A 16080-nucleotide genomic window follows, 5' to 3' on the forward strand; every position below is an offset into this window, starting at 1 on the left:
GTCGCACCCGCCGGGCGGATCCTGGAGGAGAGCACGGAACCGAAGGAGCAGACGTGATCGACAAACACTGGGAGTCCGCCGCCGCGGCCGTCGCGGACATCCCCGACGGCGCCTCTCTCGCGGTCGGCGGGTTCGGCCTCTCCGGCAATCCGATCGCCCTGATCGAGGCTCTCCTCGCCCAGGGCACGACCGACCTGAGCATCGTCAGCAACAACTGCGGCGTCGACGACTGGGGGCTCGGCATCCTCCTCGCGGCGCAGCGCATCCGGAAGATGACCTCGTCGTACGTGGGGGAGAACAGGGAGTTCGAGCGCCAGTTCCTCAGCGGCGAGCTCGAGCTCGAGCTGACGCCCCAGGGCACGCTCGCGGAGAAGCTGCGCGCCGGCGGTGCGGGTATCGCGGCGTTCTTCACACAGACGGGCGTGGGCACACAGGTCGCGGAGGGCGGCCTGCCGCGCCGCTACCACCCGGACGGCTCCATCGCGGTCGCATCGCCGGCGAAGGACGTGCGCACCTTCGACGTGGGCGGGGAGCCGAGGGAGTTCGTGCTGGAGGAGGCCATCACCACCGACTTCGCCCTCGTGCACGCCGCCCTGGGCGACCGTCACGGCAACCTCGTCTTCACCAAGGCGGCGCGCAACTTCAACCCGCTCGCGGCCATGGCCGGACGCATCTGCATCGCGCAGGTGGAGCGGCTCGTGGAGCCCGGCGACCTGGACCCCGACGCGGTGCACCTGCCCGGGGTGTTCGTGCACCGCATGGTGGAGGTCGGCACCGACATCCCCAAGCGCATCGAGCGACGCACCGTCGCGGCGGAAGGAGCCTGACATGGCGCTCACGCGAGACCAGATGGCAGCCCGCGCCGCCGCCGAGCTGCAGGACGGCTCCTACGTGAACCTGGGGATCGGGCTGCCCACGCTCGTGCCCAACCACGTGCCGCCCGGCGTGACCGTGGTGCTGCAGTCCGAGAACGGGATCCTGGGGGTCGGGCCGTACCCGCGCGAGGAGGAGGTCGACCCCGACCTCATCAACGCGGGCAAGGAGACCGTGACGACGCTCCCCGGAGCGGCTTTCTTCGACTCCGCCCTCAGCTTCGGCATGATCCGTGGCGGGAAGATCGACGCCGCGATCCTCGGTGCCATGCAGGTGTCGGCCGCGGGCGACCTGGCGAACTGGATGATCCCGGGCAAGATGGTCAAGGGTCCGGGCGGCGCCATGGACCTCGTGCACGGCGCAGGCAGGGTCATCGTGCTGATGGAGCATGTGGCGAAGGACGGGTCGGCGAAGATCGTCGACGACTGCTCCCTCCCGCTCACCGGCCGCGGAGTGGTCGACCGCATCATCACCGACCTGGCCGTGATCGACGTGACGCCCGACGGCCTGGTGCTCGTCGAACTCGCCCCCGGTGTCACGATCGACGAGGTCGCCGCCGCCACGGAACCGCCCCTCAGCCTCTCCCCGGAACTGCAGAACGGAAGGACCCCCACCCATGACTGACAACCACATGGTGACGGACGACGACGTGGTCATCGTCGCCGCCGCGCGCACCCCGCAGGGTCGGCTCAAGGGTCAGCTCGCCGCGTTCACCGCGCCGCAGCTGGGCTCGTTCGCGATCCGCGGCGCTCTGGAGCAGGCACACGTCGACCCCGGCGACGTGGATGCCGTGATCGTCGGACAGGTGCTCGCCGCCGGCTCGGGACAGAATGCGGCCAGGCAGGCGGCGATCGGCGCGGGGATCGGCTGGGACGTGCCGGCGCACTCCGTGAACAAGGTGTGCCTGTCCGGGCTGACGGCCGTGATCGACGCCGCCCGCATGATCCGCACCGGCGACGCCGAGGTCGTGGTGGCTGCCGGCATGGAATCCATGACCAGGGCCCCGCATCTGCTGATGGGGTCGCGCGACGGCTGGGCGTACGGCACCGTCGAGGTGCTCGACCACCTGGCCTACGACGGCCTGACCGACGCGTACGACCGCGAGAGCATGGGGGCGTCCACCGAGCGGCACAACGAGCGCTTCGGCCTCACGCGCGAGGCTCAGGACGCGGTCGCCGCGCTCTCGCACCAGCGGGCCGCCGCGGCGCAGGAGTCCGGCGTGCTCGACGCGGAGATCGTGCCGGTCGAGGTGCCGCAGCGACGCGGTGAGCCGCTGCGCGTCGCGAGGGACGAGGGCGTGCGCCCCGACACCACCGTGGAGTCGCTGGCCGGGCTGCGTGCCGCGTTCGCGGAGGGCGGCAGCATCACCGCGGGAAACTCCTCGCAGATCTCCGACGGCGCCTCGGCCGTCGTCGTGGCGACGCGGCGCATCGCGGAGGCGAAGGGCTGGCCCGTGCTGGCGACCGTCGGCGCGAGCGGGCAGACCGCTGGGCCGGACAACTCGCTGCAGGCGCAGCCCGCACGGGCGATCGAGCGCGCGTGCGAGAAGCAGGGCATCACGCCGGCGGATCTGGACATCGTGGAGATCAACGAGGCGTTCGGTGCGGTCGTCGCCCGGTCGCAGACCGAACTGGGTCTCGACAGCGACATCGTCAACGTGCACGGGGGCGGGATCGCGATCGGCCACCCGATCGGAGCGTCAGGGAACCGCCTGGTCGTGCACGCGGCTCACGAGCTCGTGCGACGCGGGGGCGGCACGGCCGCGGTCGGGCTGTGCGGCGGCGGCGGGCAGGGCGAGGCGCTCATCCTCACCCGGTGAACGACCGCGGGCCGTGGGGGCGCGTCAGGACCGCTTGTCCTGGGCGTGCCCCTGCGCGTCGGCGAGGGCCTTCTGCGACCGGAACTGCAGCCGCTGCGCCTTCTTCGACTTCTTGACGGACTGCGGGGAGTCGGCGTCGACCGGGACGCCGTGGCGCTCGCGACGCATGTCGACCACGGCGCCCACCGCGAGTGCCATCGTGATGCCCCAGCTCACCCACGACAGGAGCGAGCGCCAGGTGATGGGTTCGTTGCGGGTGCCGCGCAGCAGCGAGATCCCTGCCGAGATCGCGGCGACGAGTCCGGTGCTGAAGAGGTAGCGCATGCCCCTACGCTACCCGCCGCCCTCCGTCCCTCGCCCTGCCTTGACAACGCGAGGGCGGTGCTGGCAGGGCGCCCATGCAGGCGGGGTCGTTATCATGGGGGAGTCGCGGGTCACCCGCGGCCGCACACACCGTGTATCTACCGGCCGCCGGCCTCTCCGGCGGACAGCGGCGGCACCCGACATCGCGTCATCGACGCGCGAGAGCCATGACACACGTCACCGTCACCCCTCCTGCCCGCGCCCACGAGCCGAGCCTCTTCCGCCTCGCCGGCCTGCCCTACTTCCTGATCGCGTTCATCGCGCGACTGCCGTTCGCCATGATGGTCGTCGGCGTGCTCACCGTGGTGGTCTCGGCCCGCGGCTCCCTCGCCCTCGGCGGACTCACCTCCGCTGCGGTCGGCCTGGGGACCGCCTGCTTCGGGCCGCTCCTGGGCGCCGCGGCCGATCGGTTCGGTCAGCGCGCTGTGCTTCTCGTGCTCGCGGTCGGCAACGCCGCCATGCTGCTCCTGTTCACCGCGGTCGTGTACGGCGAGGCCGCCGACGGGTTCGTCCTGCTCGCCGCGGTCGGCATCGGGGCGACGGCGCCCCAGGTGGCCCCGCTGTCCCGCTCGCGCCTGGTCACGCTGATCGTGGAGCGGATGCCGGAGGAGCGCCGCACCAGGACCGTGTCCGGAACGATGGCGTACGAGTCGGCGGCCGACGAGACCGTGTTCGTGTTCGGGCCGTTCCTGGTCGGCATCCTCGCGTCTGCTCTCGCGCCCTGGGCCCCGCTGGTGGGCGCGGCGGTCCTGACGCTGGTCTTCGTGGGAGCCTTCGCCCTGCACCCCAGCGGGCGCCAGGTGTCGCAGGACCGCGACGCGGACGGCCGTGCTCCCTCGGCCGTGTCCGAGCTGTTCCGCCCGCGACTGCTGATCGTGGTGCTCGGCATCCTGGGCGTCGGACTGTTCTTCGGCGCGATGCTCACCTCGCTCACGTCGTTCATGGCCGACCGCGGTGCGCCGGAGCAGGCCGGGCTGCTGTACGGCGTGATGGGCGTGGGATCGGCGGCGCTCGCCCTGGGCGTCGCGTGGCTCCCCGCCCGCTTCACGCTGCGGGCGCGGTGGCTCGTGTTCTCCGCGATCCTGCTCGCGGGCACGCTGCTCCTCTGGGTGGTCGACAGCCCCGCGGCCATGATGATCGCGCTGGCCGTGATGGGCATCGGCATCGGCCCCACCCTGGTCACGCAGTACAGCTTCGGCGCGGCACGCAGCCCACGCGGTCGGTCCGCGACGGTCATGACGATGCTCGGATCCGGTGTCGTCGTGGGTCAGTCCATCGGCGCGGCCGTGGCGGGCGAGCTCGCGGAGAGCGCGGGAACCGAGGCCGCGCTGGTGCTGCCCATGGTCGCCGCGGCCATCGCGTTCGGCGCGGGTGTCGAGAACTGGGCCCTCAGCGGCGTGACGCATCGACGCGCGCCCGTCAAGCCCTGAGCGCAGATCGGCGAGCGCCGCGGTTCCTCGATAGCCTGGATGAAACCCCCAAGGAGCTCTCCGTGACCGCTGCTGACTTCGTCGTCGTCGCCAACCGCCTACCCGTCGACCGGGTGGTGGGCCCCGACGGCGAAGAGACCTGGCGCACCTCGCCGGGCGGTCTCGTGGCCGCCCTCGAGCCCATGATGCGCCGTGTGCACGGCGCCTGGGTCGGCTGGCCGGGGCAGCCCGACGTCGCGCTGGACCCGTTCGAGGCGGACGGCATCGATCTGATCCCCGTCGCTCTGAGCGCGGACGAGGTCGCCGACTACTACGAGGGCTTCGCGAACGACACCATCTGGCCGCTCTACCACGACGTGATCGCGCCACCCCAGTACCACCGCGAGTGGTGGGAGGCGTACGTGACGGTGAACCGGCGCTTCGCCGAGGCGGCCGCGGCAGCCGTGGCGGAGGACGGCACCGTCTGGGTGCACGACTACCAGCTCCAGCTCGTACCGCAGATGGTGCGCGAGCTGCGACCCGACGTGACCATCGGCTACTTCCACCACATCCCGTTCCCCGCGCACGGCCTCTATGCGCAGTTGCCCTGGCGCGACCAGGTGCTGCGCGGCCTGCTCGGGGCGGACGTCATCGGCTTCCAGCGGGCGCAGGACGCGACCTACTTCCTCACGGCGGTGCGGCGTCGGCTGCGCTATGAGGTCAAGGGAGCCAACGTCGCCGTACCCGAGGGCGGCGAGACCAGGACCGCGCTCGCCAAGGCGTTCCCGATCTCCATCGACACGGCGCCGTACCTGGAGCTCGCCGCGCGACCGGACGTCCGGGCGAGGGCGGCCGAGATCCGCGCGAGTCTCGGCAACCCCAAACGGATCCTGCTCGGGGTCGACCGCCTCGACTACACCAAGGGCATCGGTCACCGGATCAAGGCCTACGGCGAGCTCCTCGAGGACGGGCGCCTGGCCGTCGAGGACGTCACGCTCATCCAGGTCGCCAGCCCGAGCCGCGAGCGCGTGGACGCCTACGCCCACCTGCGCGACGAGATCGAGCTCGCGGTCGCCCGCATCAACGGCGACCACGACACGGTCGGACACTCCGCCATCCGCTACCTGCACCAGGGCTATCCCCGCGAGGAGATGGTGGCGCTCTACCTCGCGGCCGACGTGATGCTCGTGACCGCGCTCCGCGACGGCATGAACCTCGTGGCCAAGGAGTACATCGCGACGCGGACCGACAACCACGGCGTGCTGGTGCTGAGCGAGTTCACGGGTGCCGCCGACGAGCTGCGCCAGGCCGTCCGGGTCAACCCGCACGACATCGCCGGGCTCAAGGACGCCATCATGGAGGCCGTCGAGATGTCGCCCGCCGAGCAGGCGCGCCGCATGAGGTCGCTGCGGCGCCGCGTGCTCGACAACGACGTGAACGCCTGGTCGACCTCCTTCCTCGACGCCCTCGCCGCGGTACGCGGTCGCTGAGCCCGCCCGATACCCGCACCTCGAACGGAGAACCCGTGACGCGCCCCTGGACCCCCGGAACCGCCGACGCCGACCTGACCGCGCTGGCCGCGACCCCCCGGCTCGTGGTGGCCCTCGACTTCGACGGCACGGCCTCGCCGCTCGTCGTCGACCCGATGGCCGCCAGGGCCCATCCCGCGGTCGCCACCCAGATCGCCCGGCTTGCCGCGATGCGCGACACCGTCGTGGCCTTCGTCTCCGGCCGCAGCATGCACGACCTGCGTGAGATCACCGAGCACACGGACGACTCGGTGATCGCGCTCGCGGGGTCGCACGGCGCACAGTACTGGTTCCCCGGCGAAGGCGCGGCGGATGCGCCGGGTGCCCCCACGGCGGACGGTGCGCGCGAGGAGCTGTGGGCGGCCGCGCAGCCGATCATCGACCGCTACGAGGGTGCGGAGCTGGAGCCGAAGACGTTCGGCATGGGGGTGCACACGCGCCGCGCCGACCGCGAGACCGAGGAGCGCGTGTTCGCGGAGATCGACGCGCTGGTCGCCGAGCGGTTCCCGCACTGGCGTCGCCGCGCGGGCCATCGGGTGCTGGAGTTCTCCTCCCGGGCGGAGGGGAAGGATGCGGCGATGGCCGCGCTGCGGGAGCGCTTCGACGCGACGGGCATCCTCTTCGCGGGCGACGACGTGACCGATGAGGACGCCATGCGCGTGCTCGGCGAGGGCGACCTCGGCGTGCGCGTCGGCCCGGGGGAGAGCGCCGCGGCCCTGCGGGTGGATTCCCCGGAGCAGGTGGGCGCCCTGCTGGAGACGCTCGCCGACGAGCGGCAGGTCGCTCTCGGGGGCTGACCCTCCGGCTCCCGCTGCACGCGTGTGGACACCCCACAACAGATCGCCGCGCTTCTGGAGCCCGCGTGCGGACGAACGGGTGCTCGCGCAGGAATAGACTCTCGTCATGTCCTCGCATGATCCCTCCTCCAGCGCGCCCATCGACATCAAGCCCCGCAGCCGCGTCGTCACCGACGGCATCGAGGCCACGACCTCCCGCGGCATGCTCCGTGCCGTCGGCATGGGCGACGAGGACTGGGACAAGCCCCAGATCGGCATCGCGTCCAGCTGGAACGAGATCACGCCGTGCAACCTGAGCCTCGACCGTCTGGCACAGGGCGCGAAGGAGGGCGTGCACTCCGGCGGCGGCTACCCGCTGCAGTTCGGGACGATCTCGGTGTCGGACGGCATCTCGATGGGCCACGAGGGCATGCACTTCTCGCTCGTCTCGCGCGAGGTCATCGCCGATTCGGTCGAGACCGTGATGATGGCCGAGCGCCTCGACGGCTCCGTGCTCCTCGCGGGCTGCGACAAGTCGATCCCCGGCATGCTCATGGCCAGCGCCCGCCTCGATCTCTCCAGCGTGTTCCTCTACGCCGGATCGATCGCGCCGGGGTGGGTCAAGCTCTCGGACGGCACCGAGAAGGACGTCACGATCATCGACTCGTTCGAGGCGGTCGGCGCGTGCCGGGCCGGTCTCATGAGCGAGGAGGACCTCAAGCGCATCGAGTGCGCGATCGCTCCCGGTGAGGGGGCGTGCGGCGGCATGTACACCGCCAACACGATGGCGTCGGTCGCCGAGGCGCTCGGCCTCAGCCTTCCCGGCTCGGCTGCTCCGCCCGCGGCCGACCGCCGTCGCGACTACTTCGCGCACCGCTCCGGCGAGGCCGTGGTGAACCTGCTCCGCCAGGGCATCACGACCCGCGACATCCTCACGAAGGAGGCGTTCGAGAACGCGATCGCGCTCGCGATGGCCCTCGGCGGCTCCACGAACGTGGTGCTCCACCTGCTCGCGATCGCCCGCGAGGCCGAGGTCGAGCTGAGCCTCCACGACTTCAACCGCATCGGCGACCGCGTGCCGCACGTGGCCGACATGAAGCCGTTCGGCAAGTACGTGATGAACGACGTCGACCGTCACGGCGGCATCCCCGTCATCATGAAGGCCATGCTCGACGAGGGCCTGCTGCACGGCGACGCGCTCACCGTGACGGGCAAGACGCTCGCCGAGAACCTCGCCGACCTCGACCCGCAGCCGATCGACGGCGAGGTCATCCACACCTTCGACAACCCCATCCACGCGACGGGCGGCCTCACGATCCTCCACGGCTCGCTCGCCCCGGAGGGTGCCGTGGTCAAGACCGCCGGATTCGACGCGGCCGTGTTCGAGGGACCGGCGCGTGTGTTCGAGCGCGAGCGTGCGGCGATGGACGCGGTCGCCGAGGGCTCGATCGAGCCGGGCAGTGTCATCGTCATCCGTTACGAGGGCCCCAAGGGCGGACCGGGCATGCGGGAGATGCTCGCTATCACCGCGGCCATCAAGGGCGCTGGGCTCGGAAAAGATGTACTACTCTTGACGGACGGACGATTCTCAGGCGGCACAACCGGCCTGTGCATCGGCCACATAGCACCCGAAGCGGTGGACGCTGGTCCCATCGCCTTCGTGCGCGATGGTGATCTGATACGGGTCGATATCGCAGCTCGCTCTCTCGACCTACTCGTCGACGAGGCGGAGCTCGCCTCCCGCCGCTCTGGCTGGGAGCCGCTTCCCCCGCGCTACACCCGAGGCGTTCTTGCCAAGTACTCGCGCCTCGTGCGGTCCGCCGCCGAGGGAGCGACCACCGGCTGACCCGGATGCATCGGCATCCGGCGTCCTCCACAGTTCACCAGAAGGAAAGTCATGACTGCTGACACCGTCTCGGCCGTGCCGAGGCCGCCCGCCCGTTCATCCGCCCCGGAGATCACCGGTGCCGAGGCCGTCGTGCGCTCGCTCGAGCTGCTCGGCGTCACCGACGTCTTCGGTCTCCCCGGTGGCGCGATCCTGCCGGTGTACGACCCGCTCATGGACGCGTCGCAGCTGCGCCACATCCTGGTGCGCCACGAGCAGGGCGCCGGTCATGCGGCCGAGGGGTACGCGTCCGCGTCGGGCAAGGTCGGCGTGTGCATCGCCACCTCCGGTCCCGGCGCGACGAACCTCGTCACCGCGATCGCCGACGCCTACATGGACTCGGTGCCGCTGCTGGCGATCACCGGCCAGGTGTTCTCGACCCTGATGGGGACGGACGCGTTCCAGGAGGCCGACATCGTGGGCATCACGATGCCGATCACGAAGCACTCGTTCCTGGTGAAGGACGCGGCGGACATCCCCGGCGCGATCGCGGCCGCCTACGAGATCGCCGGCACCGGTCGTCCCGGTCCCGTGCTCGTGGACATCACGAAGGATGCGCAGCAGGCGGTCGCCCCGTTCGTGTGGCCGCCCAAGATCGACCTGCCCGGCTACCGCCCGGTCACCAAGGCGCACGGCAAGCAGATCCAGGCCGCGGCCGCCCTGCTCGCCGAGGCCAAGAAGCCGGTGCTGTACGTCGGCGGCGGCGTCGTGCGCGGTCGTGCGGCCGCCGAGCTGCTGGAGCTCGCGGAGTCCACGGGCGCCCCCGTGGTGACCACGCTGATGGCTCGCGGCGCCTTCCCCGACTCCCACGCGCAGCACCTGGGCATGCCCGGCATGCACGGCACCGTTCCGGCGGTGCTGGCGCTGCAGGAGGCCGACCTCATCGTGTCGCTCGGCGCGCGCTTCGACGACCGCGTGACGGGCAAGGCGGCGCTGTTCGCTCCGCACGCCAAGGTCGTGCACGTGGACATCGACCCCGCGGAGATCTCGAAGATCCGCACGGCCGATGTGCCGATCGTGGGCGACGTGCGTGACGTGCTGACCGACCTCGATGCCGCATTCCGCGGTGCGACGGGTGGCGCGAAGCCCGACATCGAGGAGTGGTGGTCGTACCTCGACGGCCTCCGCAACGAGTTCCCGCTCGGCTACGCGCCGACGACCGACGGGCTGCTGGCGCCGCAGTACGTGATCCAGCGCATCGGCGAGCTCACCGGACCGGAGGGCATCTTCGCCTCGGGCGTGGGGCAGCACCAGATGTGGGCCGCGCAGTTCATCAAGTACGAGCGTCCGAACGCGTGGCTCAACTCCGGGGGAGCCGGCACCATGGGCTACTCGGTCCCCGCGGCGATGGGGGCCAAGGTCGCCGAGCCGGAACGCCAGGTCTGGGCGATCGACGGCGACGGCTGCTTCCAGATGACCAACCAGGAGCTCGCGACCTGCGCGATCAACAACATCCCGATCAAGGTCGCCATCATCAACAACTCCTCGCTGGGCATGGTGCGGCAGTGGCAGACGCTGTTCTACGACGGCCGCCACTCCAACACCGACCTGAACACCGGGCACGGCACGGTCCGCATCCCCGACTTCGTCAAGCTCGCAGAGGCGTACGGCTGCCTCGCGATCCGTGTGGAGAAGGAGGAGGAGGTCGACGCGGCCATCCAGCTCGCTCTCGACACGAACGACCGCCCCGTGGTGATCGACTTCGTGGTGAGCGCCGACTCCATGGTGTGGCCGATGGTGCCGCAGGGCGTCAGCAACAGCTATGTCCAGTACGCGCGCGACCACGCGCCCGCCTTCGACGAGGAGGACTGAGCCATGTCGACCCACGTGCTGAGCCTGCTGGTGGAGAACACCCCCGGCCTGCTGACCCGCGTCGCGGGGCTCTTCGCCCGCCGCGGCTTCAACATCGACTCCCTCGCGGTCGGCGTGACGGAGGTGCCGGGGATCTCCCGCATCACGGTCGTCGTCGACGTCGAGGAGCTTCCGCTCGAGCAGGTCACCAAGCAGCTGAACAAGCTGATCAACGTGATCAAGATCGTCGAGCTCGACCCGACCACCTCGGTGCAGCGCGAGCACATGCTCGTGAAGGTGCGCACCGACAACGCCACCCGGTCGAACGTGATCGAGGTCGTGAATCTGTTCCGCGCGTCGGTCGTCGACTACGCCTCCGACGCCCTGGTGATCGAGGTCACCGGCGACAAGGGCAAGGTCGAGGCGCTGCTGCGTGCGCTGGAGCCCTTCGGCATCAAGGAGATCGCCCAGTCCGGTCTCCTGGCCATCGGCCGCGGCGGCAAGAGCATCACCGAGCGCGTCCTGCGCGGCTGACCATTCCCCACTCTTCCGAACCACAATCAAGGAGAAACACACCGTGAGCACCGAGATCTTCTACGACGACGACGCCGACCTGTCCCTGATCCAGAGCAAGAAGGTCGCGATCGTCGGCTACGGCTCGCAGGGTCACGCCCACGCGCAGAACCTGCGCGACTCGGGCGTCGAGGTCGCGATCGCCCTCAAGGAGGGCTCCAAGTCCGCCGCGAAGGCGGAGGAGGCCGGCTTCCCGGTCAAGACCGTCGCCGATGCGACCGAGTGGGCCGACGTCATCATGATCCTCGCGCCGGACCAGCACCAGCGCACGATCTACAGCGAGTCGATCGCCCCGAACCTGACCGCGGGCAAGACCCTCGCGTTCGCGCACGGGTTCAACATCCGCTTCGGCTACATCGACGCCCCCGAGGGTGTCGACGTGATCCTGGTCGCCCCGAAGGCGCCCGGTCACACGGTGCGCCGCGAGTTCGTCGCCGGTCGCGGCATCCCGGACATCATCGCCGTCGAGCGCGATGCATCGGGTCACGCCTGGGACCTCGCGCTGTCGTATGCCAAGGCGATCGGCGGCACCCGGGCCGGCGTCATCAAGACCACGTTCACCGAGGAGACCGAGACCGACCTCTTCGGTGAGCAGGCCGTGCTCTGCGGTGGCATGAGCCACCTGGTGCAGGCGGGCTTCGAGACGCTCGTCGAGGCCGGGTACCAGCCGCAGATCGCCTACTTCGAGGTGCTGCACGAGCTGAAGCTCATCGTCGACCTGATGTGGGAGGGCGGCATCGCCAAGCAGCGCTGGTCGATCTCCGACACGGCTGAGTTCGGCGACTACGTCTCCGGACCGCGCGTGATCGACGAGCGCGTCAAGGAGAGCATGAAGGGCGTGCTGTCCGACATCCAGTCCGGCGCGTTCGCGAAGCGCTTCATCGAGGACCAGGACAACGGCGCCGAGGAGTTCCTCGCGCTGCGTGCCAAGGAGGAGCAGCACCCGATCGAGGCCACCGGCAAGGAGCTGCGGTCGCTGTTTGCCTGGAAGCAGCAGGACGAGGACTACGTGGACGGCAGCGCCGCGCGCTGAGTCGATCGTCGAAGGAACGGGCGTCCCCTCGGGGGCGCCCGTTCTGCGTTTCCGGACCTCATTCGTCCGTCAAACATCGGATGTCTATGCCAGGATGGGAGGCATGCGACAGGAATGGTTTGATCACGCCCGCTTCGGGATGTTCGTGCACTTCGGGCTGTACAGCGGCGCGGCGCGGCACGAGTGGGTGCAGAACTACGAACGCCTCACCGACGAGGACTACCGCCCGTACTTCGACAACTTCGACCCCGATCTGTTCGATGCGGCCGCCCTGGCCAGGACGGCCAAGGAGAGCGGGATGGGCTACGTCGTGCTCACGACCAAGCACCACGACGGCTTCTGCCTGTGGGATTCCGCACTCACGGATTTCACGTCGGTGTCGGCCGTCGGGCGCGACCTCGTGCGCGAGTACGTCGACGCGCTCCGCGCCGAGGGGCTCAAGGTGGGGCTGTACCACTCGGTGATCGACTGGCACCACCCGGACTTCACGGTGGACTGGAACCACCCCCGCCGCGACGACGAGAACGCGCACGCGCTCAACGAGGGTCGCGACATGTCGCGGTACCGCGCGTATCTGCACGGGCAGGTGCGCGAGCTGCTGACCGCGTACGGCGACATCGACTACCTGTTCTTCGACTTCACCTACCCCGAGGAGAAGGACGGCTGGGCCGGCAAGGGGCCCCAGGACTGGGACGCCGAGGCGCTGCTTGCTCTGTGCCGCGAGCTGCAGCCGGAGATGCTGGTGAACGACCGCCTGGGCATCCCCGCCGACTTCGTCACCCCGGAGCAGTACCAGCCGACCGCGCCACTCCTGCGCGACGGCGAGCCCCTGGTGTGGGAGGCCTGCCAGACCCTCAACGGATCGTGGGGATACCACCGCGACAACACCGATCAGAAGTCGCCGACGCTGCTGGTGCAGATGCTGGTCGACTCGGTCTCGATGGGGGGCAACATGCTGCTCAACATCGGTCCGGACGGCCGCGGGGCGATCGCGCCGCGGGATGCCGGGACGCTCGCGGAGATCGGGGAGTGGATGCGGCTGCACGAGCGCGCGGTCATCGGTGCAGGGCACGCCCCGTTCACCCCGCCGCGCGAGGGCGTGTACACGCTGCGGGGCGACCGCCTCTACCTCAGCCTGTTCGGCTGGCCGCTCGGGTTCGTGCACCTTCCCGGGCTCGCCGACCGCGTGACGTACGCGCGCCTGCTGAACGACGGCTCGTGGCTGCGCACCTCGGTGTCCGACCCCGAGCAGCAGGCGGATCTGATGACCCCCGCCGGCGAGGCCGAGGGGACGCTCACGGTGCATCTGCCCGTGCGTCGTCCCGACGTGCTGGTGCCGGTGATCGAGCTGCGCCTGCGCGCGGAGTGAGCGGGCGGTGGCGGCGGCTCAGGCCGTCGCCACCGGGATCTCCACGCCTTCGAGCGCCAGCCGCGCGGCGCCGTACAGGATCGCGTCCGCGCCCGTGGTCGCCGCCTCGATGCGCAGGCGCTGCGTGGCCAGGGGGTGGCAGGCCTCGTAGACCCGGCTGCGGACGGCCGCGATGAACGGCTCCGAGGCGCTCATGCTGCCCGTCAGGAACACGGCGTGCGGGTTGAAGAAGTTCACGACACCGGAGAGCGCCTGACCCAGGTGCGTGCCCGCCGTGCGGACGAGCGTGGTCGCGACGGGATCGGCGTCGCGCGCGAGCGTGAGCACGTCGGCGGTCGTGGCGACGGCGGTGTTGCCGCGCTCGTGCATCTGTCGCACGAGGCTGGCGCCGCTGGCTACGGTCTCCAGGCATCCGGTGTTGCCGCACGAGCAGGGGATGTCGCCGCTGCCGTCGATGCGGGTGTGGGTGATGTCGCCCGCCGCGGCCGTCGCGCCGCGGTGCACGTGACCGTCGACGATGATGCCGCTGCCGATCGCGGTCCCCGCCTTCACGGTGATGCTGTGCTGTCCGTGACCGAGCTGCTCGCGATGCTCGCCGAGCGCCGCGAGGTTCGCGTCGTTGTCGACGACGACGGGCACGCCGTAGCGTTCGGCGAGGTGCTCGCCTACGCGGAAGCCCGGCCATCCCGGCATGCGCGAGGGCTGGTCGACGGATCCCGTGGCGATGTCGACCGGGCCGGGGAGACTGAGCCCGATCGCGTGCACCCTGGTGTCTGCCACGAGGCGGTCGAACACCTCGGCGACCCGCGCGAGCGTGGCCTCCGGGCCGTCGGCGACGTCGATCGCGATCGTCTCGCTGTCGAGCAGCGCACCGCTCAGGTCGTGCCGTCCCACGCGGGCGTGCTTTCCGCCCAGGTCGGCGGAGAGCACGAGGCCGTCGGAGGCGATCTGCAGCACGCGGGGCCGGCGACCGCCGCGCGAGGTGCCGGCTCCGGCCTCCTGCAGCACGCCGGCGTCGAGCAGCGCCTGCACGCGGAGTCCGACCGTGGACGCGGCGACGCCCATCGTCGCCGCCAGCTCCGAGCGGGAGCGGGCCTGACCGCGCGCGACGAGGTCGAGGATGCGCCGCGTGTGCGGGTCGTCGACGGGGGTGTCGGCGGGGTTCGTCATGGGAGCCCTTCGTCTCGGAGCATCGTCAGCGTAGCGGGGGAGTGTCGTGTTTCGGGGAGGTGACGCCGTATCACCGTCCGATAAACATCGGATGTTCAGCTTGCGGCACTCCCCGAACTATGAAAGCCTCACTTCATACGAAATCCTATTAGGTTAATTCGACCCGCGAAATAACCTTTCCCTTCTCAGGAGGCATTCAATGAAGAAGTTGCGTGTGGGGGCTGTCGCCGCTGTCACGGGCGTCGCCGTGGCGATGACCGGTTGTGCCAGCACGGGCGGCTCCGGAGGCTCCGCCGACGGCGACACCATCGTCGTCGACATGTGGGCGGGCAGCGAGTCCGACGTCGATGCGCTCGAGGCGCAGATCGAGTTCGCGCAGAAGCAGAACCCCGACATCACCATCAAGCTGCAGACGTCGCCCTGGAGCGACTTCTTCACGAAGCTGACGACCAACATGGCCAGCGGCAACATGGCGTGCATCACCGGGATGAGCGGCGCGCAGCTCGGCGGTTACACGGGCGGCTTCCGCGAGCTGAGCGAGAAGGACCTCGAGACGGCCGGGATCGACTGGTCGGAGTTCAACCCGAGCGCCGACGGCATCCTCAGCTTCGAGGGCAAGGTCTACGGCGTGCCGTTCGACGTGGCCACCATGCTCGTCTATTACAACCAGGACATGCTGACCGCCGCCGGAGCCGCCACGCCGGAGATCGGCTGGACGTTCGACGACTTCTCCGCGATCGCCGCCGACGCCACGAAGGACGGCAAGTACGGCTTCGGCATGGGCATGGGCGGCTACCAGTGGATGTCGATGCCCATCGCGTACTCCGCCACGCAGCCGGCCTCCGAGGACGGCACGCTGCACATCGACGACGACGCGTTCGTCGATGCGGCCACCTGGTACGCCGGGCTGGTCACCGAGCAGAAGGTCGCGGCGCCCGTCGCCTCGGCCTCCGACACGGGCTGGGGCGAGAACCAGTACACCGGCGCCAACGCGGCCATGGCCGTCGACGGCACCTGGAACGCGGTCAGCTACCTCAACAACGAGTCCGGCTTCGCCGCCGGCATGGTGCCGCTGCCCGCGGGCGTCGACGGCAACCCCGGACCGATCCTCGGCTCGGGCTACGGCATCGCCGCCAACTGCAAGAACCCGGAGGCCGCACTGAAGGTCCTCGGCTCGCTGGTGGGTGAGGACGCGCAGGACTACATCGCGTCGTCCGGCCGCTCGTACCCCGCGCGCACCTCCTCGCAGCCGCTGTACTTCGAGTCGATCGACGAGCAGTACCGCGACCAGGTGCAGTCGGTGTTCGAGGCCGCGTTCGCCGACACCGTCCCGCTGTACATGACCAAGAGCTGGCAGAAGCTCGACAGCTACATCCAGCCCAACCTCGTCAGCGTCTACAACGGCCAGATGACGATGGAGGAGCTGCTGTCGAACGCCCAGGCGCAGTTCGGCGAGTGACCCGGCTCCGGCCGCCGCAGCAGTAACAGAG

Annotated in this window: 14 protein-coding genes; 12 read left to right on the plus strand and 2 right to left on the minus strand. The window is 70.3% G+C overall.

Annotated features, from left to right (window positions below; genetic code table 11):
* Nucleotides 1-53: 53 nt before the first annotated feature.
* The 3 genes from KZC56_RS12765 to KZC56_RS12775 are packed head-to-tail and all read left to right on the plus strand — an operon-like array spanning nt 54 to nt 2692.
* On the plus strand, nt 54-827 hold the full coding sequence (locus tag KZC56_RS12765; protein WP_247638696.1) for a CoA transferase subunit A: 774 nt from the start codon (nt 54-56) through the stop codon (nt 825-827).
* A gap of 1 nt (nt 828) precedes the next feature.
* Complete coding sequence (locus KZC56_RS12770) at nt 829-1497, plus strand: CoA transferase subunit B (protein ID WP_247638697.1); 669 nt, start codon at nt 829-831, stop codon at nt 1495-1497.
* Nucleotides 1498-1507: 10 nt separating this feature from the next.
* Nucleotides 1508-2692, plus strand: a complete 1185-nt coding sequence (locus KZC56_RS12775) for an acetyl-CoA C-acetyltransferase (RefSeq protein ID WP_247638886.1) — start codon at nt 1508-1510, stop codon at nt 2690-2692.
* Nucleotides 2693-2716: 24 nt separating this feature from the next.
* Here KZC56_RS12775 and KZC56_RS12780 read toward each other — a convergent pair whose 3' ends face one another.
* Nucleotides 2717-3016: a hypothetical protein gene (locus KZC56_RS12780; RefSeq protein WP_025103262.1), complete on the minus strand. Its 300-nt coding sequence runs from the start codon at nt 3014-3016 to the stop codon at nt 2717-2719.
* Between the two features lie 206 nt (nt 3017-3222).
* Here KZC56_RS12780 and KZC56_RS12785 point away from each other — a divergent pair, with 206 nt between their 5' ends.
* The 8 genes from KZC56_RS12785 to KZC56_RS12820 all read left to right on the plus strand — a co-directional run bounded on the left by KZC56_RS12785 (nt 3223) and on the right by KZC56_RS12820 (nt 13420).
* A complete protein-coding gene (locus KZC56_RS12785; protein ID WP_247638698.1) occupies nt 3223-4485 on the plus strand; it encodes an MFS transporter in 1263 nt (420 codons plus the stop codon).
* A gap of 62 nt (nt 4486-4547) precedes the next feature.
* Nucleotides 4548-5954 (plus strand): alpha,alpha-trehalose-phosphate synthase (UDP-forming), encoded by a 1407-nt coding sequence (locus KZC56_RS12790; RefSeq protein WP_136034962.1) that lies wholly within the window; start codon nt 4548-4550, stop codon nt 5952-5954.
* 35 nt (nt 5955-5989) lie between these two features.
* On the plus strand, nt 5990-6790 hold the full coding sequence (gene otsB / locus KZC56_RS12795) for a trehalose-phosphatase (RefSeq protein ID WP_136034961.1): 801 nt from the start codon (nt 5990-5992) through the stop codon (nt 6788-6790).
* A 106-nt stretch (nt 6791-6896) separates the two neighbouring features.
* Complete coding sequence (gene ilvD, locus KZC56_RS12800; RefSeq protein ID WP_136036741.1) at nt 6897-8615, plus strand: dihydroxy-acid dehydratase; 1719 nt, start codon at nt 6897-6899, stop codon at nt 8613-8615.
* 51 nt (nt 8616-8666) lie between these two features.
* A complete protein-coding gene (locus KZC56_RS12805) occupies nt 8667-10466 on the plus strand; it encodes an acetolactate synthase large subunit (RefSeq protein WP_136034957.1) in 1800 nt (599 codons plus the stop codon).
* A gap of 3 nt (nt 10467-10469) precedes the next feature.
* Nucleotides 10470-10979 carry an acetolactate synthase small subunit gene (gene ilvN / locus KZC56_RS12810; RefSeq protein WP_136036742.1) on the plus strand — a complete coding sequence of 170 codons (510 nt, stop codon included), beginning with the start codon at nt 10470-10472 and terminating at the stop codon, nt 10977-10979.
* A 43-nt stretch (nt 10980-11022) separates the two neighbouring features.
* Complete coding sequence (ilvC, locus tag KZC56_RS12815) at nt 11023-12051, plus strand: ketol-acid reductoisomerase (protein ID WP_136046205.1); 1029 nt, start codon at nt 11023-11025, stop codon at nt 12049-12051.
* 94 nt (nt 12052-12145) lie between these two features.
* Complete coding sequence (locus KZC56_RS12820) at nt 12146-13420, plus strand: alpha-L-fucosidase (protein ID WP_372490591.1); 1275 nt, start codon at nt 12146-12148, stop codon at nt 13418-13420.
* Nucleotides 13421-13438: 18 nt separating this feature from the next.
* Here KZC56_RS12820 and KZC56_RS12825 read toward each other — a convergent pair whose 3' ends face one another.
* Nucleotides 13439-14590, minus strand: a complete 1152-nt coding sequence (locus KZC56_RS12825; protein ID WP_247638700.1) for an ROK family transcriptional regulator — start codon at nt 14588-14590, stop codon at nt 13439-13441.
* A 199-nt stretch (nt 14591-14789) separates the two neighbouring features.
* Here KZC56_RS12825 and KZC56_RS12830 point away from each other — a divergent pair, with 199 nt between their 5' ends.
* Nucleotides 14790-16049 carry an ABC transporter substrate-binding protein gene (locus tag KZC56_RS12830; protein ID WP_136036744.1) on the plus strand — a complete coding sequence of 420 codons (1260 nt, stop codon included), beginning with the start codon at nt 14790-14792 and terminating at the stop codon, nt 16047-16049.
* Nucleotides 16050-16080 lie beyond the last annotated feature (31 nt).

The sequence above is a fragment of the Microbacterium sufflavum genome (genome assembly GCF_023091155.1).
GTDB lineage: Bacteria > Actinomycetota > Actinomycetes > Actinomycetales > Microbacteriaceae > Microbacterium > Microbacterium sufflavum.

Excerpts from the sequence above, each read along its gene's own strand:
- KZC56_RS12770 (WP_247638697.1), top strand. The coding sequence starts at position 829 with ATGGCGCTCACGCGAGACCAGATGGCAGCCCGCGCCGCCGCCGAGCTG.
- KZC56_RS12780 (WP_025103262.1), bottom strand. The coding sequence starts at position 3,016 with ATGCGCTACCTCTTCAGCACCGGACTCGTCGCCGCGATCTCGGCAGGG.
- KZC56_RS12805 (WP_136034957.1), top strand. The coding sequence starts at position 8,667 with ATGACTGCTGACACCGTCTCGGCCGTGCCGAGGCCGCCCGCCCGTTCA.
- ilvD (WP_136036741.1), top strand. The coding sequence starts at position 6,897 with ATGTCCTCGCATGATCCCTCCTCCAGCGCGCCCATCGACATCAAGCCC.
- KZC56_RS12830 (WP_136036744.1), top strand. The coding sequence starts at position 14,790 with ATGAAGAAGTTGCGTGTGGGGGCTGTCGCCGCTGTCACGGGCGTCGCC.
- ilvN (WP_136036742.1), top strand. The coding sequence starts at position 10,470 with ATGTCGACCCACGTGCTGAGCCTGCTGGTGGAGAACACCCCCGGCCTG.
- KZC56_RS12820 (WP_372490591.1), top strand. The coding sequence starts at position 12,146 with ATGGGAGGCATGCGACAGGAATGGTTTGATCACGCCCGCTTCGGGATG.
- KZC56_RS12825 (WP_247638700.1), bottom strand. The coding sequence starts at position 14,590 with ATGACGAACCCCGCCGACACCCCCGTCGACGACCCGCACACGCGGCGC.
- KZC56_RS12785 (WP_247638698.1), top strand. The coding sequence starts at position 3,223 with ATGACACACGTCACCGTCACCCCTCCTGCCCGCGCCCACGAGCCGAGC.